Source organism: Lentzea roselyniae (genome assembly GCF_039537795.1).
GTDB classification, from domain to species: domain Bacteria; phylum Actinomycetota; class Actinomycetes; order Mycobacteriales; family Pseudonocardiaceae; genus Lentzea; species Lentzea atacamensis.
Genome location: NZ_BAABBE010000004.1, coordinates 36,750 through 57,365, shown reverse-complemented (window position 1 = coordinate 57,365; position 20,616 = coordinate 36,750). Strand labels below are relative to the sequence as shown.

16 protein-coding genes are annotated in these 20,616 nt (G+C 70.5%); 9 read left to right on the top strand and 7 right to left on the bottom strand.

Features of this window, described 5'->3' with window-relative positions; translation table 11 throughout:
- Nucleotides 1–153 precede the first annotated feature (153 nt).
- Nucleotides 154–1,251 carry a neutral zinc metallopeptidase gene (locus ABFX45_RS07745; protein ID WP_346128667.1) on the bottom strand — a complete coding sequence of 366 codons (1,098 nt, stop codon included), beginning with the start codon at nt 1,249–1,251 and terminating at the stop codon, nt 154–156.
- Nucleotides 1,252–1,467: 216 nt separating this feature from the next.
- Between ABFX45_RS07745 and ABFX45_RS07740 the strand changes: the two genes are divergently transcribed.
- From ABFX45_RS07740 to ABFX45_RS07710, 7 genes are all read left to right on the top strand, one after another.
- Nucleotides 1,468–3,102, top strand: coding sequence for a DUF2207 domain-containing protein (locus ABFX45_RS07740; RefSeq protein ID WP_109632607.1), 1,635 nt, complete (start codon nt 1,468–1,470; stop codon nt 3,100–3,102).
- Nucleotides 3,103–3,112: 10 nt separating this feature from the next.
- Nucleotides 3,113–4,396: a M16 family metallopeptidase gene (locus tag ABFX45_RS07735; RefSeq protein ID WP_112228753.1), complete on the top strand. Its 1,284-nt coding sequence runs from the start codon at nt 3,113–3,115 to the stop codon at nt 4,394–4,396.
- Complete coding sequence (locus tag ABFX45_RS07730; RefSeq protein WP_109632611.1) at nt 4,393–5,781, top strand: M16 family metallopeptidase; 1,389 nt, start codon at nt 4,393–4,395, stop codon at nt 5,779–5,781. The genes ABFX45_RS07735 and ABFX45_RS07730 overlap by 4 nt, the downstream gene beginning before the upstream one ends.
- Nucleotides 5,778–6,734 carry an NAD(+) diphosphatase gene (gene nudC / locus ABFX45_RS07725; RefSeq protein WP_109632613.1) on the top strand — a complete coding sequence of 319 codons (957 nt, stop codon included), beginning with the start codon at nt 5,778–5,780 and terminating at the stop codon, nt 6,732–6,734. The genes ABFX45_RS07730 and nudC overlap by 4 nt, the downstream gene beginning before the upstream one ends.
- Before the next feature lie 104 nt (nt 6,735–6,838).
- A complete protein-coding gene (locus ABFX45_RS07720) occupies nt 6,839–7,315 on the top strand; it encodes a YbaB/EbfC family nucleoid-associated protein (protein ID WP_109632616.1) in 477 nt (158 codons plus the stop codon).
- Entirely contained in the window at nt 7,312–7,620 is a 309-nt protein-coding gene (locus ABFX45_RS07715) for a WXG100 family type VII secretion target (protein WP_170154757.1), read from the top strand. Before ABFX45_RS07720 ends, ABFX45_RS07715 begins: the two co-directional genes overlap by 4 nt.
- A gap of 3 nt (nt 7,621–7,623) precedes the next feature.
- Nucleotides 7,624–8,781 carry a WXG100-like domain-containing protein gene (locus ABFX45_RS07710; RefSeq protein WP_109632621.1) on the top strand — a complete coding sequence of 386 codons (1,158 nt, stop codon included), beginning with the start codon at nt 7,624–7,626 and terminating at the stop codon, nt 8,779–8,781.
- On the opposite strand, the gene ABFX45_RS07705 is transcribed toward ABFX45_RS07710, so the two are convergent.
- Together ABFX45_RS07705 and ABFX45_RS07700 are read right to left on the bottom strand one after the other, a co-directional pair.
- Complete coding sequence (locus tag ABFX45_RS07705) at nt 8,782–10,428, bottom strand: hypothetical protein (RefSeq protein WP_346128663.1); 1,647 nt, start codon at nt 10,426–10,428, stop codon at nt 8,782–8,784.
- 83 nt (nt 10,429–10,511) lie between these two features.
- Nucleotides 10,512–11,717 carry an FAD-dependent monooxygenase gene (locus tag ABFX45_RS07700; RefSeq protein ID WP_346128661.1) on the bottom strand — a complete coding sequence of 402 codons (1,206 nt, stop codon included), beginning with the start codon at nt 11,715–11,717 and terminating at the stop codon, nt 10,512–10,514.
- 56 nt (nt 11,718–11,773) lie between these two features.
- On the opposite strand from ABFX45_RS07700, the gene ABFX45_RS07695 reads away from it, so the two are divergent.
- Nucleotides 11,774–12,241, top strand: coding sequence for a MarR family winged helix-turn-helix transcriptional regulator (locus tag ABFX45_RS07695; protein ID WP_109632628.1), 468 nt, complete (start codon nt 11,774–11,776; stop codon nt 12,239–12,241).
- Here ABFX45_RS07695 and ABFX45_RS07690 read toward each other — a convergent pair.
- Nucleotides 12,230–13,240: a DUF2399 domain-containing protein gene (locus ABFX45_RS07690; RefSeq protein ID WP_346129104.1), complete on the bottom strand. Its 1,011-nt coding sequence runs from the start codon at nt 13,238–13,240 to the stop codon at nt 12,230–12,232. The two genes, ABFX45_RS07695 and ABFX45_RS07690, sit on opposite strands and share 12 nt — an antisense overlap.
- Before the next feature lie 430 nt (nt 13,241–13,670).
- Here ABFX45_RS07690 and ABFX45_RS07685 point away from each other — a divergent pair, with 430 nt between their 5' ends.
- Nucleotides 13,671–13,928: a hypothetical protein gene (locus ABFX45_RS07685; RefSeq protein WP_109632633.1), complete on the top strand. Its 258-nt coding sequence runs from the start codon at nt 13,671–13,673 to the stop codon at nt 13,926–13,928.
- Here ABFX45_RS07685 and ABFX45_RS07680 read toward each other — a convergent pair whose 3' ends face one another.
- Genes ABFX45_RS07680 through ABFX45_RS07670 form a run of 3 tightly spaced genes read right to left on the bottom strand, consistent with a single transcriptional unit; the run spans nt 13,929 to nt 20,613 of the window.
- Nucleotides 13,929–17,957, bottom strand: a complete 4,029-nt coding sequence (locus tag ABFX45_RS07680) for a TIGR02680 family protein (protein WP_346128658.1) — start codon at nt 17,955–17,957, stop codon at nt 13,929–13,931.
- Nucleotides 17,954–19,144 carry a TIGR02678 family protein gene (locus ABFX45_RS07675; protein ID WP_346128656.1) on the bottom strand — a complete coding sequence of 397 codons (1,191 nt, stop codon included), beginning with the start codon at nt 19,142–19,144 and terminating at the stop codon, nt 17,954–17,956. Before ABFX45_RS07675 ends, ABFX45_RS07680 begins: the two co-directional genes overlap by 4 nt.
- Nucleotides 19,141–20,613 (bottom strand): DUF2397 domain-containing protein, encoded by a 1,473-nt coding sequence (locus ABFX45_RS07670; protein WP_112228744.1) that lies wholly within the window; start codon nt 20,611–20,613, stop codon nt 19,141–19,143. The genes ABFX45_RS07675 and ABFX45_RS07670 overlap by 4 nt, the downstream gene beginning before the upstream one ends.
- Nucleotides 20,614–20,616 lie beyond the last annotated feature (3 nt).

The following is a 20,616-nucleotide window of genomic DNA, read 5'->3' as shown; positions in this document are numbered from 1 at the left end:
TTGCCCGGCGGCGGTGGTTGCGTCATCGCCTGAGGTCCCCCCATTGGTGAGCCTGGGTCGGGTACGAGCATATGCGGACTGTCTTCGTGCGTCCCCCGACCGGGCTAACGCGTCCCGTCCACGTCCTTGTGACGCACGGGCCGGGGGATCGGTTCACGAGACGTCCGCTGGGCTCGCCGCCCACGTGTTGCAGGCCTTGATGTCGTTCTGCTTGTGGCCGTGCATCACCCAGCGCTGGTTGTTCGGCGCGCTGCCGTGGTCTGGCGTGCGGTTGTAGTCGCCGCGTTGGCCCGCGTCCTGCAGACCGGTGTTCACGACGTCCATCGGCACGACGTTCTTGTGCGAGAACGGGGCGAGCGTCATGCCGCCGATGCAGGTGGCCTGCAGTTCCAGCCTGCGGTTGAGCTCAAGTCCCTTCGGCGTGTCCCAGCCGCCGACGTCGTACTGGGCCTGGTCGGCGGCGCGCAGCAGGCCGGTCAGCCACTGGACGTGGTGGCCGTACTCGTGGCTGAGCTGGCCCAGGTAGACGCCGGGGTGACGGACCGTCGAGCCGCCTTCGTTCGCGTAGAAGTTGCCGGGCCAGTAGATGACGCCGCGGCAGAACATCGCGGTTGAGTTCGCCTGGCGCGAGCCGCACGGCGTCTGCACGGTGCCGGTGAACACCTGCAGCTCGACCGGCTGGTACGGCAGGTTGGCCGCCTTCAGCGCCGGCTGCCACGCCTTCTCGATGCACGGCAGCGCAGCCGAGAGGAACCGCTCCTCGCCCGCCGGGTTGTACTCCATCCTCGGCAGCGGGCACGACGGGAAGTCGTTGGCGCCGACCCCGGTGGCGAAGATCGGGTGGTCCGCGAGCTTGTAGACCGCCTTCGGGCCGGGCGGCGTCGTCGGCGTCGAGGACGTCCGCGTCGACGACGTACGGGTGGACGGCGTCGTCGTGGTGGTCGCTGCCGCCGTAGTTGTGTAGGTGTAGGTCGGGCTGTACGTCGTGTAGTTGGAGTAGCCCGCGTCCTTCACCTTGCTGTTCAACGTCGCCGCGAAGACGCCGACAGCGCCGAGGCCGAGGACCACGACGCCGCCCAGCACCAACGCGAGGATCGGGCCGTTGCTGCTCTGGCGGCGCGGAGGCATCACCGGGTACGGCGGCGCGAACCCGCCGGGCGCTCCGGGCGGCGGCGGGCCCCACATCCGTTGCGGCGGCGGCATCACGGGACGCGGCGGCGGCAACGGCCGGTAGCCGGGAGGCGGGCCCATCGGACGCATCTGGGGTGGACGCGGAGGTCCCTGAACAGGCCGGGGAGGCATCGGCGGCCCGTACTGCCGTGGTGCGGGCACGGGCGGTGGGCCTACCGGGCGTGGCGGCGGCCAATTGCCCGGCGGCGGTGGTTGCGTCATCGCCGAAAATCCCCCAGATGGCGTCTGTTCGAAAGTGCGCCAGAGCATATGAGGACTCCGCTATTGTCCGCAGCCGTGTTGAAGAACTGGGGAGCGGCGATCTTCGCCGTGGCCGCGCTGACGACAGCCATGACCTCTGGCACGGCTGTTGGCGCGCTCGCGCAGCCGCTCCCAGGGACCGTCAGCACCGAGGTCCGGATGAAGCTGGAGCGCGACTCCAGGCTGTCCATCACCGAGACCGTCCACGTGCCGGACGGCAAGACGGTCAAGCGGACCGTCCCCTTGCGACTCGCGGTCGGCAACGGCCTGGAGCGCCGGTACCAGGTCACCGATGCGCGTGTCGAGGGCAAGGGCAGCGCGTCCGTCGGCGACGACCAGTTCTCCACGACGTTCGAGGGCGGCCAGGCGACGCTGACCTACACGGTCGTCGGCGCGGTCGCCCCGGTCGGCGACGCGCTGGAGGTCCGCTGGCAGGTCGCGGGCGGCTGGGACACCGAGCTCGACAAGGTCGCCGTCACGTTCTCCGCCCCCGACTCACCCACGTCGGTCAACTGCCTCGCGGGACCCGTCGGCTCGTCGCAGCCGTGCACCAGCGCGGACCTCGCGGACGGCAAGGGCGTGCGCGCGCAGGAGATCAAGCTCGGCGCCGGCGAACGGGTCGACGTCGCGATTGGACTGTCCGCGGGTGTCGTGCCGCCCAACGCCGTCGTGGTCGAGCAGTCCGGGCTGGCGGCCGCGTTCGCGCTGACCCCGATCAGCGGTGCCGCGCTCGGCGGGCTGCTCGTGTTGCTGCTCGGCGGTGTCGGCCTGCTCTGGTACCTGCGCGGCCGGGACGCGGCGGCGCTCGCGAGCGAGGTCGGCGCGGTGTCCGTGCTGGTGCGCGACCAGAGCGGAAGGGTTGCGTTCGCCTCGCCGGACGGCGTGCTGCCAGGCCAGGTCGGCACGGTCGTCGACGAGCACGTGGACGTCGTCGACGTGACGGCCACGGTGATCGACCTCGCCGTCCGCAACTACCTGTGGATCGCCGAGGTCGAGGGCCACGACTGGCAGATCGTGCGCCGCAACCCGGCCGACGACTCGCTGTCCGGGTACGAGAAGGCCGTCTACGACGCCCTGCTGCCGCAGGGTGTCGACGCCGTGACGGTGTCCGAGCTGCGCGGCCGGCGGATCGACCTCGCCCTGGTCCGCGACCGGCTCTACGCGGACGTCGTGGAGAAGCGCTGGTTCGTGCGCCGCCCCGACGCCGAGCGGAGCCTCTTCTGGTGGGTCGGCATCGTGATCGCGGTGCTGGGCGTGGCCGCCACGGTCGTGCTGGCGCTGACGATCGGCAACGCGCTGTTCGGCCTCGCGGTCGCGGTCGGCGGTGTCGCCCTGGCGTTCGGCGCGCGGTCGATGCCCGCGCGGACCAAGCGCGGCAGCGAGCTGCTGGAGCACGTCCGCGGGCTGCGCGGCTACCTGCACGGAGTGACCCCGGACGACGTCCCCGAGGCCGACCGCGAGCTGGTGTTCTCGCGTTCCCTGCCGTACGCGGTGGTGCTCGGCGAGACCGAGCGCTGGCTCACCACGTTCGGTCAGCAAGACCTCTATTGGTACGGCAACTCGGGAACCAACACCGACTTCCGGCGCAGCTTCCCGGCGTTCCTCGGGGCGCTGGACGGTGTGCTCGCCCAGGCGGGCCACCTGCGATCGCTCCGGGCGCCGAACCCGTAGGCTTGCGGGCATGGCCTCACCCGAACTGCACAGGTTCACGTTGCCCAACGGCCTGCGGGTGGTGCTCGCCCCCGACGCCAGCGCACCGGTCGTCGGCGTCAGCGTGCACTACGACGTCGGCTTCCGCTCCGAGCCGGAGGGGCGCACCGGGTTCGCGCACCTGTTCGAGCATCTGATGTTCCAGGGCAGCGAGAGCCTGGAGAAGCTGGCCCACTTCCGGCACGTGCAGTCGTCGGGCGGCACGTTCAACGGGTCCACGCACCCGGACTACACCGACTACTACCAGGTGCTGCCCTCGGCGGCGCTCGAGCGGGCGCTGTTCCTCGAGGCAGACCGCATGCGCGCGCCGAAGATCACCGAGGAGAACCTCCGCAACCAGATCGACGTGGTGAAGGAGGAGATCCGGCTCAACGTGCTGAACCGCCCGTACGGCGGGTTCCCCTGGATCCTCCTGCCGCCGGTGCTGTTCAAGACGTTCGCCAACGCGCACAACGGCTACGGCGACTTCGTCGACCTGGAGAGCGCCACCGTCGACGACTGCGCGGAGTTCTTCGACACTTACTACTCGCCGTCCAACGCGGTGCTGACCGTGGCCGGCGACCTCGACGTCGAGGCCACGAAGGCGTTGGTGGAGAAGCACTTCGGCGACGTGCCCGCGCGGCCGAAGCCGGAGCGCCCTTCGTTCGCCGAGCCCGCCCCGCAGGGCGAGGTGCGGCACGAGCACGGCGACGCGCTGGCCCCGCTGCCCGCTATCGCGATCGGCTACCGCGTGCCGGACCCGGTCACCGACATCGACGGTTACCTCGCGTACCTGGTGCTCGCCGGCGTGCTGACCGACGGCGACAGCTCGCGCCTGCAGCAGCGTTTGGTGCACCGCGAGGGCATCGTGATCGACCTGAACGCCGGCTGCGGCCTGTTCGGGCCCTTGGAAGCCCGCGACCCGGACACGTTCAGCATCACCGCGATCCACACCGCCGAGGTCTCCGCCGACCAGGTCGTCGCGGCCATCGACGAGGAGCTGCAGAAGCTCGCGCAGGAGCCGCCGTCGGTGGAGGAGCTCGCGAAGGTCACGGCCCGCTGGGCGTCGACCATGCACAAGGAGCACGACCGGCTCACGAACCGCACTCTGGGCCTCGGCTCCGCGGAGCTGCTGTTCGGCCGCGCCGAGCTGATCTACGAACTGCCCGAGCGGATCGCCTCGGTGACCGTGGACGAGGTGTCCGCCGCAGCCAAGGCGCTGCGTCCCGACGCCCGCGCCCTTCTTCTCGTCAAGCCCACCGGAGGAGCCCAGTGACCTCGGCCAAGACCCACCGTTCCGCCGAGGAGATCGGTCGCACCCCCACCGGCCCGCGTCCGCTGCCCGAGCTGGGTGTGCAGAAGGCGGCCGCTGACCTGTCCACTGTGGACACCGTGCTGCCGAACGGCCTGCGCGTCATCGCGGTCAAGCGCGCCACCGTGCCGATGGTCGAGGTGCGCCTGCGCGTCCCGTTCGCGGACCCGGCCACGTCGAGCGCCGGCTCGCAGCACTCCGCCCAGGCGGAGGTGCTCGCGAACACGATCCTGACCGGTACCGCGTCCCGTTCCCGCGTGCAGATCGACACCGAGCTGGCGCTGGTCGGCGGCGAGCTCGACTCCGTGGTCGACCCGGAGCGCCTGAGCATCACCGGCAACGCGCTGGCCAGCGGCCTCGGCACCGTGCTGGACGTGCTGCGCGACGTGCTGACCTCCGCGTCGTACCCCGCGGAGGAGCTCGAGCGCGAGCAGTCCCGCCTGGTCGAGCGCATCGCGATCGCCCGCTCGCAGCCGAACGTGATCGCGCGCGAGGCGTTGCAGAAGCTGCTGTACGGCGACCACCCGTACGCCAAGGAGATGCCGGAGGCCGACGAGGTCGCCGCGGTCACCCGTGACGACGTGCTGGCGTTGCACCGCAAGGCGTTGCTGCCGCGCGGTTCGGTCCTCGTGATCGTCGGCGACGTCGAGCCGTCCGAAGCCGTGGCCCAGATCGGCGAGGCGCTGGACGCGTGGCAGGGCGACGGCGAGGCCGTCCAGCTGCCGCCGCTGCCGCCCGTCTCCGGTGGCGACGTGCTGCTCGTGCACCGCGCCGGTGCCGTGCAGTCGCAGATCCGCCTTGCCGCGCAGGCGATTCCGCGCACCGACGAGCGCTACCCGGCGCTGCAGCTCGCGAACCTCGTCTACGGCGGGTTCTTCTCGTCCCGGCTGGTCGAGAACATCCGTGAGGACAAGGGCTACACCTACAGCGCCCGCTCGCACCCCGAGTTCACCGTCCACGGCGCCACGCTGCTGATCGACGCGGACACGGCGTCCGACGTGACGGCGGCCGCGCTGCTGGAGACCCGGTACGAGCTCGCGCGCCTCGGCCTGGTGCCGCCGTCGGAGTCCGAAGTGGACGTCGCACGCCGGTACGCCATCGGCACGCTGCTGACCACGACGTCGTCGCAGTCCGGTCTGGCGTCGTTCCTGGTGAACCTCGTCGCGCTCGGGCTGGGCATCGACTGGCTGGTCGAGCACCCGGCCCGGCTGCAGAAGGTCACGCCGGAGCAGGTGGCCGCGGCGGCGCTGGAGTTCTTCGCCCCCGGCAACTTCACCGGTGTGCTGGTCGGTGACGCCGAGCTGCTCAAGCCGAAGCTCTCCGCGCTGGGTGGAGTCTCGTTCCAGTGAGCTTCGATCTGGTCGGTCTGCCCGCGCTGTCGAGATTCGTGATCGACAGGTGCGAGCCGTTGCGCGGCGATTCCGAGCGGATCGCCGCGCTGTGGCCCAAGGCCAGGATGGTCGTCGTCGACACGCGGGGACGCACGCTCGTGGCGGAGCGCGGCACCCGTGTCGTCGACCGGCCGGCCGTGGAGTTCGGAGAGGAACCGCCGCCGGGCTCCGTCCTGCTGGGTGAGCAGGACGGAGTGGCCTACTTCGCCGTGCTGACGCCGGCGGAGGAGGGTGAGCAGGTGCCGGCTTCGCGGGCGTGGGGCCCGCCGGAGCTGACGGACGAGCCGCAGTGGCTCGACCTGCGGCAGGCCGGGGCGACCCTGGACGACATGTCGGCCGGGTTGTTCACCACCGCGGCGGCGTTGTTCCAGTGGCACCGGCTCGCGAAGTTCTGCGCCAAGTGCGGTTCGCCGACCGTGCTGGAGAAGTCGGGCTGGATCTCGGTGTGCTCCGGCTGCGGCCGCGAGGAGTACCCGCGCACCGATGCCGCGGTGATCTGCCTCGTGCACGACGGGGCGGACCAGGTGCTGGTGGCTCGCGGGCCGGAGTGGCCGGAGGGCCGGTTCTCTGTGCTGGCCGGGTTCGTCGAGTCCGGTGAGTCGCTCGAGGCCTGCGTGGCGCGCGAGATCTTCGAAGAGGTCGGCGTGGCCGTCCGGGACATCCGCTACCTGGGCAGTCAGCCCTGGCCGTTCCCGCGCTCGCTGATGATCGGTTTCGAGGCCGTGGCCGATCCCTCGGAGCCGCTGGTGCTGGCCGAAGGGGAGATCGCCGAGGCCAGGTGGGTGTCGCGGGCCGACGTCCGGCAGGCCATCGAGGTGCCCGGCAGCGTGCCGGGGCTCGGGCTCGCGGGCGGTTCGTCGATCGCGTTCCGGATGCTGCAGAGCTGGGCGGCGGCCGGCCACAGCGGGTGACACGACATCCGTTCAGCTGATTCGGCGGTGCGACCAGGTTGCGCCAATTAGCCTCATCCGGTGTGGTCTAGTAGCGCACATCACACCGAGAGTGAGGGGGGCTCGTGAACAACGCTGAGCTCGAAGCGCGCAACGCGGCGTTGCGCGGCCAGGTCGACCAGATGCTGGCGAACCTCGAACGGCAGACCGCGCAGCTGAAAGAGGCGCAGGCCGAGGCGATGGCCAAGGTCGGCAGGGCGACCTCGCAGGACGGCCTGGTCGAGGTCACGGTCAACGCCGGGGGCATCGTCACCGACGTCAAGTTCGCGCCGGCCGCGTTCGAACGCAGCACCCCGGAGAAGCTGGCGCAGAGCGTCGTCGCGACGATCCAGAAGGCCGCCCTCTCCGCGCGGGAGCAGGCCGACGCCGCGCTCGCGCCCTATCAGGAGGGCATTCCCGACCTGCCGGACCTGTTCCCGGGCATGCCGTCCCTCAAGGACCTCATCCCGACCCCGCCGCCCGTCGTGCAGCCGAAACCGCAGCAGCATGACGACGACGAGCCGCCGGAGTCCTTCATGGACCGCCGAGGGGGTCAGTGGTGACCGGCTTCGAGGTCGACCCGACGGCGCTGCGCTCGGCGTCGCCGAAGTTCTCGGCGGCGGGCGACAAGCTGCAGACCGCGTGGGAGACGTTGCGGGGCGTGCTCGACGCCAACAACGGCTGCTGGGGCAACGACGAGGCGGGCCAGGAGTTCGCCAAGTCCTACCTGCCGCTCGAACAGTCGGCACGCCAGGCGATTCCGCTGGTCGCAGAGGGCATCCACTCGATCCGCAAAGGTCTGGACGCCTCTGCCGACACCTGGGAAGCCGTCGACCAGGGTGGCGCCAAGTCGCTGGGAGGGAAGTGAGCCGTGGGCATCGAGATTCCGGGCGCTGTTCAATGGCTCACGCCCATCGTGGTCGGGGCGTCGTGGCCGGAGGGCGACGAGACCAAGCTGCGCGCCATGCGGGACGCGTGGGAGGCCGCCGCCAAGTCGATCGGTGAGGTGCTGAACGACGGCAACAGCGCCTCGAAAGCGGCTTTGGGCTGCATGCGCGGGCAGACCGCCGAGAAGTTCGAGGAGTACTGGAAGAAGTACACCGAGGGCGACGCCTACCTGGTCAACCTGCAGCAGCTGTGCACCGACCTGGCCTCAGGCTGTGACAACGCGGCACTCGGCGTCGAGTACACGAAACTCAGCATCATCGCCGCTCTGATCATCCTGGCCGCCCAGATCGCCGCGATGATCGCCTCGGCGGTGGCCACGTTCGGTGCGTCGACCGCGGGCATCCCGATCGCGCAGGTGGCCACGCGCACCTTCGTCCAGATGCTCTTCCAGCAGTTGATCAAGCAGATCATCCTCAACGTCGCGATCAACGTCGGTGTCGACGCCGCGATCCAGACGATCCAGTTCGCGACGGGTGAGCGGAAGTCCTGGGACGTCGGCAAGACGGTCGACGCGGGCGTCGCGGGTGTCGCCGCGGGCATCGCGGGTGGTGCGGTCGGCGCGGGCAGCGCCGCGCTCGGCAACACGTCGAAGAACTTCCTGGCGGCTGCTGGCCGTGGCGCGGTGGAAGGCGCCGTCTCGGGTGCGGGCGGCAACGTGCTGAACAACGTCTATCACGGCAAGTTCGAGGCGAAGGACTTCGGTTCGGCGATCCTGTCCGGCGGTATCTCCGGCGGCGTCGGTGGTGCGCTCGGAGGTGTGCAGAACAGGCACGAGGGCCTGTCGAACACCTGGGATACCGGGACCCACACGGATCCGGAGACCGGCATTCGCACGACCAGCGGAGCGAACACGCAGGGGCACACCTACACGACGCCCGACGGGTCGACGACGCGCGCCAACACCGAGGGCAATCCGTACCACGGTGGCTGGGGGTCCGAGAACGCGAGCAAGATCCCAGGCGCGGGTGGGCCGAACAACGTCAACGATCAGGAGGACAGCGACTACCAGGTCAAGTCCGGGGCGAACCCACCGCGGATGGTCGGGCACCTCGATCTACCCGACCCGCCGCCGCGAAAGTAGTCACCGCCAGGGCTGCCAGCCGGGAAGTGGGGCGTGATCCGGACGGGTCTCGCCCCAGTCCCGGCTACCCGGCGGCAGCGCGTTGTGCTCGGCGACCCGCATCCTCGGGCGCACCCGCCACCAGTCGCCCAGCAGCCACGCCGTCAGCACCACCGAGATCAGGATTCCGACCCGTACGTCGACGCCGGTGCTGCCGAGGTAGAGGAAGATCCAGGCGAACTGGCCGGTGAACGCCGCCGCGAAGAGCCGCCACCCGATGCCGGCCGGTATGAAGGCGCCCTTGCCGATCCCGACCGTCTGCTGCATGAAGCCCACCTGCCGCCGCACGGCCCACTGCCGCAGCTCGCGCCACTCTTCGACCGACATCCGGGTGGGCGACGCCGGCGTGCCACCGCGGGACCGGATCAGCTCGGCGAGCTCACCGGCCTGAGTTGCCGGCAGGATCCACTGCTGCGGCCGCGCTACCAGCCGCAGCAACGGATTCTGGCCGACGAACGTCGTGGTGCCGGTTGGCGTCGGCCACGGATGCACATCCGGCGTGGTGCCCGATTGCAGGAGCGTGATGTCACCGAGCCACACGGCTTGCGGGTAAGAACCCGTCGCGTGTGCCCTGTTCGGCTTGTGCACCAGGCGATCTCGCTGCACGTACAGCGATGAGCCGTCGCGCAACGGCACCCGCACCTCGACGTTGCGGCCGAGGTTGGCGCCCAGCCGGAACATCCGTCCGCCGAGGTATCCCAGCATCGGACACAGCACCAGCAGGACGGGGATCCAGACGTACCCGCCCTTGCCGATCAACCAGATCACGCTGATCGGCACCGACAGGAACGCCACCCTGCCCCAGACCCACGGCACGTTCCGGTTCAGCACCCACGCCACGCCCGCGACACCTGCGGCAGTGAGCACGGCCCACGGCACACCGGGCGTGGTGAGCAGCGCAACCGAAGGCAGCACAACGGTTCCGGCCAGCGCGAGCGTCGCCCCGGCCAGCCAGCGCACCGCCAGCGGTGGCCCGGTGAGCGACACAGCCGGGCCCTCGACCGGAGTGGTCCTTTCCCCGGTTGGCGGTGGACCTTCGCCGACCTCGTCGAGGTGGCTGTCGGTCTGCACGACGGGGGTGGAGTGAACCTCTGGCAGTCCCGAGACCCGTGCTCGCACGAGCGCGACGAACTTCTGGGGGTCCTCGACCGGCAGCACCTGCTCGCCCGAGGTCGTCCGCAGCACCACGACGTCGCCCGCCGGCACGGGCAGCCCGCGACCGTCGGTCAGCGTGATCCAGGGCGCCTCGCCGGGCACCGCCTGCCGCGTGCTGATGCCGAGGAGGTCGTCGAACCCATAGGACAGCCTGGTCGGTCCGGTGGAGGCCATCCGTCCGCCGCCGGACATCGCCGTGATCTCCAGGCCGTTGGTGGTGACCTCGACCGCGTCGTTGTACCAGCTGGGCCTGGGGTCGACGCGGAACTCGAACAGCACCTTGTTCGGCGCGCGTTTCGACACCAGATGAGCGAGGTACGTCGCCACGAGCGGGATCCCGAACAGGATCGGCATGTTGACTGCGGGCGACTTGCTGCCCACGACGACCACGGCGGTGATCGCGGCGACGGCCGACACACCCAGCGCGACGAACGGCCAGTGATGCGGTTTCATGCGTGCCCTCGGAGAGCCATGACCGCCATCTTGGCGAGGACTCCCGGCGAACGCACGCCTGACGCTCCGGGATCAGGCGCCTGTCACCGGGTCACCTCGGCGATGTAGCCGTCCGGGCGGACCGTGGCCTCGGCGCCGTCCAGGGCGATCGACGTGCCCTTGCCGTCGGACAGGTCCAGGCCGGGGACGAACGTGCCTGCGAGCGGGTCGTCGCTGCCGGTGTCGTAGCGAATGTCGGTGCCCTGGACCATCGCCGTTATGTGCTTCCTGACGTCCGGGAGGTCCAGCAGGGTGGCGAAGAGCGAGTACAGCTCGCGGGAGTGCGGGTCGGGGCGGGTCAGGGCGACCTGGGCCATGGTGTTGTGCAGGACGCGGGCCGCGACCGGGTGGCGTTCGGTGGTGTAGGTGTCGATCAGGGCGTCGTCGCCGGTCGCGAGTTTCCAGCCCAGGTTCAGGGCGTCCTGCAGGCCCAGGTTGAGGCCCTGGCCGCCGAACGGCGAGTGGACGTGGGCCGCGTCGCCCGCCAGGAGGACGTTGCCTCGGCGGTAGGTGGTGGCCTGGCGGGTGTTGTCGGTCCAGACCGTCGCGGTGTGGACGGCGGTGATGCGGACGTCGTGGCCGCTGACCCTGCGCAGGCTGGCTTCCAGCGTTTCGCGCGTTGCGTCGCGGGTGGCGGGAGGGCCGTCGTACTCCATCGTCATGATGCGGCCCTGGAGCGGGCCGCAGGCGTAGACGCCGGTCGGGGTGTGGTGCCAGCCGCGCGGCAGGTCGCCTTCCAGGTCGACGATCGCCTGGTAGCCGGTGAGCGTCGGGCCGGTGCCGGGGAAGTCGAAGCCCGCGAGCTTGCGGACGGTGCTGCGGCCGCCGTCGCAGCCGACGATGAAGCCCGCGTCGAAGCCGAGGTCGGTGACCTCGACACCGCGGTGGATCTCGACGCCCAGTTCCAGGGCGCGGGCTTCGAGGATTCGTTCGAGTGCTTGCTGGGTCAGCATGACGAGCGGCAGACCGTCCAGTTTGAACAGTCCGGCGAAGTGGCCGGTGGCACCGGTGGGGCGCCAGGCGAGGCGGGCGGACTCCGCCTCGCTCACGGCGTCGATGGCGGAACCGAAGCCGCGCATGGCGAGCATCTGGTAGGTGCGGCCGCTGATCATCTGGGCCTTGATGGTGTCGGCTTGGGTGGTGAGGCGTTCGAGCACGGTGGTGCGGACGCCCTGGAGGGCTAGTTCGCAGGCGAGCAGTAGGCCGACCGGTCCGGCGCCGACGACGGTGATGTCCCCAGTAGTTTTCACGCTCAACATTTGAGCGTGAAAACATCCCGGTGTCAAACATGATTTAGGATGGGTGCGTGACCGAGCCGATCTACTCGTGGCTGTACGTGCAGCAGGGCGTCGACGCGGTGAAGGCCGCGATGGGGCAGCGGATGGAGGCGGAGGCCGGGTGTTCGTTGCTGGAGCACGTGGCGCTCTACCAGCTGCACCACAACGGCGGGCGGCTGAAGATGCTGGAGCTCGCCGAGCTGCTCGACGTGAGCCCGTCCGGCGTCACGCGGCTGATCGAACGGCTGGTCAAACGCGGATGGGTCACGCGCGAGCAGCCGCCCGACAACCGGCGGCAGGTCTACGCGGTGCTCACGCCGGAAGGCGAGGAGGCGTGCCTCGGCAGCACCGCGAGGGTGTACCGGGCGTCGCTCGCCGAGGAGTTCACCGGGCTGCTGAACGAGCGCGACCTGGCGGACCTGCGGCGGATCGGGCGCAAGCTGCTCGAAGGGCACGGCCGGTGGGACGTGAAGAGGTTCGCGCCGTCAGAGGAGTGACGGCAGCACGTGTTCCTCGGTGACCATCAGTCCCGTGGTGGCCATGGTCTCGGCAAGATCGGGATCCCAGCTCGCGTCGGAGGGGCGGCTGTTCAACGTCGGCAGCTCGACGCCGCGCGCGATCAGCGTGGCGACGGCCTCGCGGTAGTCGGCCGCCGACATCCGCCAAGCCGTGCCGCCGGTCCACGCCAGGATCTCGTTGGCCGCGCGGATGCCGTCCGGCGTGAAGTCGTTGTGGCAGCGGACGGTCTTGCCGTCGAGGTGGTGTTTGGCCTGCGGGGTCAGGCCGTTCGGGAGCACCATCAACGGGCCGGGCACGCCGGACTCGAGCAGCCGCGGGCTGCGGACGACGAGCACCTCCTGGCTTTCGAGGGTGTCGTTCAGCGTCAGGTAACCCTCGGACGTCAGCACCGGATCGGAGTACGCGTCGGGGAGGACACCGGAGCGTTCCCAGTCGGTGCCCGCGAGCTGCAGGGCTTTCTGGACAACGCGGGTCAGCGGGCGGCCGTCGTCGAGGTCGTTGCCCGCCAAGGCGAAGCGGGTCGTCCACCGCCGGGGTTCTGCGCTCAGCCCGGCCAGGATCGCCGCGGCCTGGTTCGCGATCATCGGCAGCGCGGGCTGCGGGATCTTGCCGTACCTCCGCACGTGCTCGATCCACTCGGCGGCCCACGGCGCGTGCAGCAACCCGTGCTCCCGCAAGGCGAACTTCAGCACGGCGTCCGCGGTCGAGGCCTCCTCGGACGTGGACATGCCGACCGGCCTGCCGTGCACGGACTCCAGCACCTCGGGCAACGTGCTGCCGTGCGCGCGGATGTGTTCGTCCAGGCGTGCCAACGAGATCTGCCGGCGGGCCGGGTGCGTGACAGGTTTGCGCAGCAGCTCGCCGAGGACGGTGGCGGTGTGCGCGTCCTCGACGCGGAAGCTGAACGCCGAGCGGCCGCCGCCCTCCATCGTCTCGCGGGCGAGGCGCCAGAACTCCGCCAGCGCGGGCTCGTCCATGTTCACGCCCTCACCCTAGTGCCGCGACAGCCAACCTTCGCCGCGTCTTCGGCGCTCAGCGGGCCACCTCGCGGCCGTCTGACCGCCGAACACGGGGCAAAGGCTGACTGCCACGGCACCAGGTTTCCGCTGCCGCCTTCCGCTGACGGCCGGTCTCGGAACGCTGCGCGATGGGGAGGGTGCGCTATGACACAGGGGGTGAACCTGTTCGGAGCGATCCGGCCGACGTCGAGCGCGGACTCGACGAGTGGGTGGCGGGTTTCGAGCAGAAGGCCGCGCGCTACCAAATACGGTGACGTCGTCGTGGTCGTTCGGGACTCCAACGGCTGGGAGATCGGCAGGTACAACCTGGGCCAGCGGCTCCCGCCCAGGTGAGAGATGAGGAGCAGACGTGAGTGAGTCAGCGTGACTGGTCAGCGACGCCCATCGGGTGCAGCTCGGCCTCGGCAAGCCCATCCGCCGGGAGGACCGCACAGTCGACCACTTCCACGACGGCAGCCAGAACTCCCGCAACTCCGACCTCACGCGGGCGTTGTGGAAGTTCCTCGCCGACTACGGTGACCAGCCGTTGCGCGTCGTCTTCGGCCACAGCCCCGAATACACCAAGACCGCGGGCCATCGGATGATCGGCAACGACGCCGCGGAGGACATCGACTTCCCCGAGTACCTCCGCGACTGGCACGGCTGATCAGGGGTCGACCCGGTCCAGCGCGGCACCGTCCCACGTCGTCTGCGTGCACGCCACACCACGGCCGTTCTTGGGCCGCAGCACGTCGTAGATGTGCATGCGAGGGATCTTGTCCGACACGCCCCAGCCGCTCGGCCAGGTGATCACCCAGTCCATGTCGAGGTCGACCAGCAGCCCCAGCATGCGTGCGATGGTCGGGTCGTCGAGCCGTTCGAACGCCTCGTCCAGCAGCACGAGACGCAGCGGGTCGAACTCGTCGCTCACCGCGTCGTAGAAGCTCGCCGCGGCCGCGAACAGCGTCACGTACGAGATCAGGCGGGTCTCGCCGGACGACAGCTGGCGCAGTCGCCGTTCGCGCGGGTTGCCGTCCGGGCCCGTGTCGGCGACGGTCACCGTGAACTGGTGCCACGTCCGGTAGTCCAGGGCCCGCGACAGGATCTCCGCGTAGCCGCCGGAGTGCGTGTCGCGTTCGTTCTCGATGCGCTCGGTGAAGACGCGCCGCAGCGTGGCGTCCTGCTCGGGCGTGCGCTCCCCGAACGGGAGGCGCACGAGCGCAAGCGCTTGCCTCGTCTGGTCGTCGAGCGCGCTGGACGACTTCCACGCGAGCTTGACGTGCACGCCCTGGCTGGAGCGGGCCTGGGAGAGGACCTCGTTCATGCGCTTGGTGAGGTCCTCGGCGACGGTGATCTGGCCGCGCAGCCACTCGGCGAGGTCGCGGATCAGGTAGTCGGCGAAGATCCCCTGGTACTGCTCGTCGAGGAACCCGCGCTGCTCCGCCAGCTTCGTGGTGACCTGGCGGGCGGCGACGGCGACGGGCTTCGCGCCCTCCTCGCCGGTCACCGTGACGGTCAGCAGGCCGGCGTGCTGCTCGGCGGCGATGTCGTGGCTGCCGGCGAGCGACGTCTGCAACGCCTGCAGCTTGGCGATCACGGTGGCCTCGGTGCCGCCACGACGGTCACCCGCGTCGGCGATGGCCTGACGCACCAGCGCTTCCTCCGGCGCCTCGGGGAAGGCTGCGGCCAGTAGGCCGGGTGCGCGCACGGTCGCCTGGAAGCTGGCCCTGGCGCGTTCCAGCGCCTCCGTGGCCTCGGCGACCTGAGTGGAGTTGGTCTCCAGCAACGCTTCCAGCTTCGCTGCCTGCTCACGCGCGGTCGTGATGCTCTCGCGCACACCCTTGAGGTCCTCGCGCATCTTCTTGCGCGACTTCTCCAGCTGCGTCAGCTGCTCGCTGATTTCCTTGGCCTCACCACCGACCGCGTCGGTCAGCTCCGCCAGCGTCCCCGCCTGGGCCGCGTAGTCGACACACCGGGCATCGGCATCGCTCTCCGCGGTCTGCCGGTCCGCCACCGCCTCGTGGTAGCGGTGCGAGGCGTCCGTGAGGTCGGAAATCGTGCCCTGGCAACGCCTCCGCACCGCGTCACCGAGCAGGTCGGCCGTCCGCTGGGCTTCCGAGGCCGCCGCCTGGGCCTGGCGCAACGCCTCGGTGTCGGACGGCAGCCCGGCGTCACCCGCCTGCCTGGTCAGTTCGCTGCGCGCCGCTTCCAGCCGCGCATTGGCGTTCTCCAACGCGTCGCGCAGCTCGAACGTCCGTTGCTGGGCCCGTGCCGCGGACTCGTCGGCGGCCTGGACCCGGCTGTGCTTGGCGATGAGCTCGCCCTCGCCGGGGAACGCCGCGAGGTGCGCCTCCCATGTGGCGACGTGCTCGTGCGCGCGGGCCAGTTCGTCTTCCGCGGTGCCGAGCTGGGTGCGGAGCTCGGCGAGTTCCTCTTCCAGGGCGGTGATTCGGCGCCCACGCGCGGCCTCCCGCGCACCCGCGCCGATGAACTCGGCCTCCGGCTTGGTCCAGCGGCCGGTCAGCACGCCGGTGCGCCAGTCGCCGGTGGTGGTCATGTCGTCCAGCGACACCGCCCGCAGCAGGTCGGCGACGAGTGACTCGGGCACCGGGGAGCCCTCGACGGCCGGCACCAGGAACTCGGCCAGCGAACGCCCGTCGACCGCGGGCCTCGGCACGGCGAGAACGTCGTTCAGCTCGGCGTTCTGCGGGCTCACCCAGGCGTCCAGCAGGCCGCTCGCCTGCAGCGCGGCTTCCAGTCCCGCCCGTTCGTCGTCGGTGAGCGACGGTGCGAAGTCCACCAGCCGGTAGAAGGGCGCGCCCACGGCCGGGTCACGGTCCGCCGACGTGTACTGGCCCGGCACGGGCACCCGCTCGTTGCCCGAGCGCAGGCCGACGAGCTCCTCGTCCAGCGTGTCCAGACGAGCCCGCAGTTCGGTGCGCTGCTGGGTGAACGCGTGCGCGGCGTCACGAGCGGCCTGCACCAGCGGTCCTGCCCACTCGCGGGCCGTCGTGCTCAACGCCTTGGCAGCGGCCGGATCGGCGGTCTGCGGGAGAACCAGGGCCTCGGCGGGGCGTTCGTCGAGCAGCGGGCCGCTGGACGTCCACGCCTCGACCTGCTCCAGCCAGGTCTGCACGACCTCGGCCAGCTCCTGCATCTCCTGGTTGCGCAGCGCGGTCGACTCGGTCGCGCCGAGCTGGGCGTCGCGGGCCTTCTGCCGCAACGACTCCACCTCGCGCTGCTGCGAGTCCAGGGCCAGAGCCTGCTCGTGCAACGCCAGCGCGAGCGCACCCCGCTGGCGGGCAAGGGAAGCGATGCCCGAGGTCTGGTCGATGACCGACGCCAGCGCGGCCAGCACGTCCTCGGTTGCCGCGGCGGGTGGCACCCGGCGTTCGATCGGCAGCGGCTCGGCCTCGGGATCCGGCTTGGCGCGCACCGAATCCGTGGTCACGGTGGCCTCGGCGGGCGGGGCCTGCGGCACGTCCGGCGCCAGGTCGGAGTCCATGCCGGCCAGGCGCAGGTTCTCGCGCAACGGGTCGCTCAGCGCGTCGGCGGCCTGGAGATCCTCGGCGAGCCGCCGCAGGAGCCGCAGCACGTTGTCGACGGCGGCGTCTTCCTGCGCGCGCTGGCGGTGAGCGGTTTCGAGCGCGGCAACCGCCGAAGAACGCTTCTCCGCCACCAGGTTCTCGCGCGTCTTGAGATCCTGCAGGTCACGGAACGCCGGCAGTTCCTTCAGCGCGGCAATGGTTTCCTCCGCCTGCTGCTCTCCGGTCTCCATGTCGGCGAGTGCCTGCTCGGACGCCGCGCGCTCCATCCGCGTGACGTCGAGCTCCTGCGTGAGCTTCGCCTGCTCGCGCTGCAGCTTCGTCACCGACTTCTCGGCGGACTCCAGCCGTTCGGAGGCGCTGCGCAGGCCACCGAACGCGTAGTCGCTGTAGGTCTTGAGGAACGTGCTGAGCGCACTGTCCGCAGAGGACAACCGCACGATGTTCTCGCGAATCGACTCGAGATCGTCGAAGGACGTCGCGAGCTGCTCGACCATCGCCTGGTCCAGCGGCGGCAGGGCGTCGCTGAGGATCTGTTCCAGCTGCCCTTCCAGCACCTTCAGGCCGACGTCCGGGTTGCGCAGCGTCCGCTGCAGGTGCAGCAGGTCGCCGTAGCGGGCGGCGGGCACGCCGTAGACGGTCTCGGCGATCTTCGCGCGGAACGCGGGCTCCTCGAACATGCAGTCCGCGCCGACGAGGTCACGCAGCTGCGCCGGGCCGTGCGGGACGCGCTCGGGGCCCGCGAGCTGCAGCTCCGCGCCGACGCGCATGGGCGTGACGAACCGCCACGAGTCCGTGATCGCCTGCGAGGTCTTCGACGCCTTCACGCCGAGCCCGCAGGTCAGGTACTCGTTGCCCGAGTGGTCGGCAGCCTCGCGGATCAGCTCGACCCACGCGTAGCCGATGCGGTTCGGGCCACCGTCGTAGTCGTCGAGCATCAGGCGCCGGATGCTGACCGTGTCGAAGCCCTTCGAGCCGAGCTGGCGCAGGTCGCCGTCCAGGCACAGCGGCAGCAGCAGCTCCAGCGTGCGGGACTTGCCGGAACCGTTGGTGCCCTGGAAGATCGCGCGGCCACCGGAGAAGTCGAACGTCTGCTCGCTGTACTGCCAGATGTTGACCACGCCGCCGCGGTGCAGCCGCCACCTGCTCATGACACGTTCTCCTCATCGAACAGGGACCAGCTCGGTACTTCAGGCACCACAACGGGTTCCGGTTGTTCTCGTTCGGGGTCGCCGTCGGGCGAGGGCAGCCACCGGTGCGCGGCCGCGCTGATCGACCAGCCGTCCTCGCAGGGTACGGCGAGACCCATGCGGCGCAACAACTCCGTCACCTCGGCGACCAGCCGGTCGAGATCGTCGGTGAACTGCTTCGACCACGCGGCGGGGTAGTCCTCGACCAGGCCGGCGCAGACCTCGCGGATCCGTTCGGCAGCGACCACGTGTCGTGCCGGCGGGTCCTCCGACTCGTCCTCGACGAGGTCGGGCAGGGCGAGCAACGCGATGCGCGCGACCGTGGAGACACCGGGGAACGACAGGTCGGTCAGGAAGTCCTCGGGGTCGGCGGCGAGCACACCCTCGACGCGGCACTCGGTGTAGAGGCCGAACGCCTGCTCCAGCAACGCGGTCTCCTTGCGCTGGTTGCGGCGCAGCCACTCGGCCTGGTCGTCCGGCAGGTCCGCGTACAGCACCAGCGGCGTCTCGACGAGCTTGCGCCGGACAGCGTGTTCGATGCCGCGCGGTCCGGGCCGGGCGGCGAGCTCGACGAGGTGAGCGGGGCTCTGGGCCTCACCGACCGGGCCCGTGACGAGCTGGCCCAGCAGGTCCGTGTCGATCGTGATCAGCGCTTCCTGCGGCGTGACGTCCTGCGCGACCGATCCCTCGGTCTCCTGCAGCACGCCGAGGGAGACGAGGTGCCGCAAAGCAGCTGTCAGCGCCCTTCGCTCGGTCACGTCGTCCGGTGCGTCGATGCCCGCCTCCACCGCGGCGGAACGGATGTCGGCCACGAGCCGGGACAGCAGCGTCTGGCGGCCGATGCCCGTGAGCACCGCGAGGGTGAGCGCCAGGTAGGCGTAGCCGCGCGGGGACATGCTGAGCACGCCGCGCGTGTCGTCGTGGCCGGGGCCGGACTTGTACAGGCGCGCGAACCGGCGTTCCACCACGAGCCGGTAGCCGAGCAGGCCCGCGAACAGGTCCTGCAGCACCGCGCGGTGCCGGTAGACGAGGCTGAGCAGCTCGCCGTCCGGGCCGTCGCTGCGCAGCAAAGGCCTGCGCAGCAACGTCCTGGCGCACCGCACCACGTTGGCGGCGTCGATGTCGGAGAGGTTGTCCAAGTGGTTCATCGCTTCAGGGCCACCGTCGCGTCGTGCAGGGTGAGCGTCCCGGCGGCGGACTTGATCTGCGTCGTGGTGCCGTGGGCGATCTCGAGTTTGAGGCCGCGCACGGGGTCGCTGGCCGATCCGCTGTCCTGCGGGGAGTCCCGCTGGGCCATCGCGAGCGTCAGCAGCTCGCAGAACACCTCCAGCGCGCCGTGCGTCAGCGTGGTGTTCTCCAGGTTCCCCGCGGCCTTGGTCAGCTCCGCGACGTGCCTCGCGCGGATCTCGTCGGCCTCACGGGCTTCTGCGAGCAGCGACTGCTCGGTCATCGGGTCGTCGAGAATCCTGGACGGCCTGCCGCGCGCGCCGCGGTCGCCCCGGGACCGCACGGAGACCGTCACGTCGCAGACCGGGCCGTCGCGCCACGGCGTGCGCTCGTTGTCGGAGTCGTGTTCCGGTGCGGGGGAGAGGTGGCGGGCGCTGTAGAGACCGAACGCGGACGCGTAGATCTCGTGCGCTTCCTCACGGGTCGAGTTGTCGAACCAGCTCGCGAGCTTGAGCAGCTCGGCACGGCGTCCCGGGAGGAGGCCGCCGCCGGACGTCGCCCGCTTCACGCTGGCCAGCAGGCTGCCGATCGCGCGGGCCGTGGCTTCCCGCAGCGCCGTGACCTGGCTCGGGCGGCCGGGGCGGTCGACGAACCAGTCCGTCAGCTCCTGCCAGTCCTCCGGCGTGCGGCCGCGGGCGCGTTCGACGTTGTGGCCGAGGTCGGTGCCGAGGAGCCTGAGCAGTTCCGACCGGGCTCTGGTGAGGCCGGCGAGGGCCTCCGCGATCGGCGGCGTGTACTTCAGGACGTCCTCGACGACCCGCTGGATGTACTCGACCAGCAGGTTCCGGAAGCCCGCGATCTCGTCCGGCGCCAGGTGGTTCCGCGTCACGACCTGGCCGAGGTAGGCGTAGAAGTCGCGCACCGTCGCCGCGAGCTCGGCGTGCTGCAGGAACAGGGTGGTGACGCGTTCGGCCAGGAGCTCCTTGGTCTTGTCACCTTCGTTGAGCAGCGCGACGGACAGCGACCCGCCCAGCTCGTTGAGACCGCGTTCGATGGCGGGGAGCAGCTCGCGGGACACCTCGCGGGCGCCTTCGGGAACCCTGAGCAGCTCGTCGACGTCTCTTTGCACGCGGACGGCGAGCTTCGAGACCTGGTAGCGGACGCTGCCGTGCTGGAACTCGGCGATGCTGGCCGCGACCACCTCACGCCGCCCCTGGACGAGGTTGCCCCACTCGACCAGCTGCTTGAGGCGGTTGATGACGTTCTCGATGCGGCTCTCGCCCTGCTCGACCCTGCCCTCGCGCTCCAGGCCGGCCAGCGCCCCGGCGACCTCGCCCGCGCTGAGATCCGCCAGCAGCGTGGAGGTGAACAGCCGCATGATCGCCAGGTACGTGCGCTGATGATCGCGCGCGTCCAGATAGGCGTACAGCTTCAGCCGCTTGTGCTCCACGAC

What these genes read in the sequence shown, in the direction of transcription:
- ABFX45_RS07675 (WP_346128656.1), bottom strand. Translation starts at nt 19,144, where the DNA reads ATGAACCACTTGGACAACCTCTCCGACATCGACGCCGCCAACGTGGTG.
- ABFX45_RS07745 (WP_346128667.1), bottom strand. Translation starts at nt 1,251, where the DNA reads ATGGGCCCGCCTCCCGGCTACCGGCCGTTGCCGCCGCCGCGTCCCGTG.
- ABFX45_RS07705 (WP_346128663.1), bottom strand. Translation starts at nt 10,428, where the DNA reads ATGAAACCGCATCACTGGCCGTTCGTCGCGCTGGGTGTGTCGGCCGTC.
- ABFX45_RS07690 (WP_346129104.1), bottom strand. Translation starts at nt 13,240, where the DNA reads ATGGACGAGCCCGCGCTGGCGGAGTTCTGGCGCCTCGCCCGCGAGACG.
- ABFX45_RS07735 (WP_112228753.1), top strand. Translation starts at nt 3,113, where the DNA reads ATGGCCTCACCCGAACTGCACAGGTTCACGTTGCCCAACGGCCTGCGG.
- ABFX45_RS07680 (WP_346128658.1), bottom strand. Translation starts at nt 17,957, where the DNA reads ATGAGCAGGTGGCGGCTGCACCGCGGCGGCGTGGTCAACATCTGGCAG.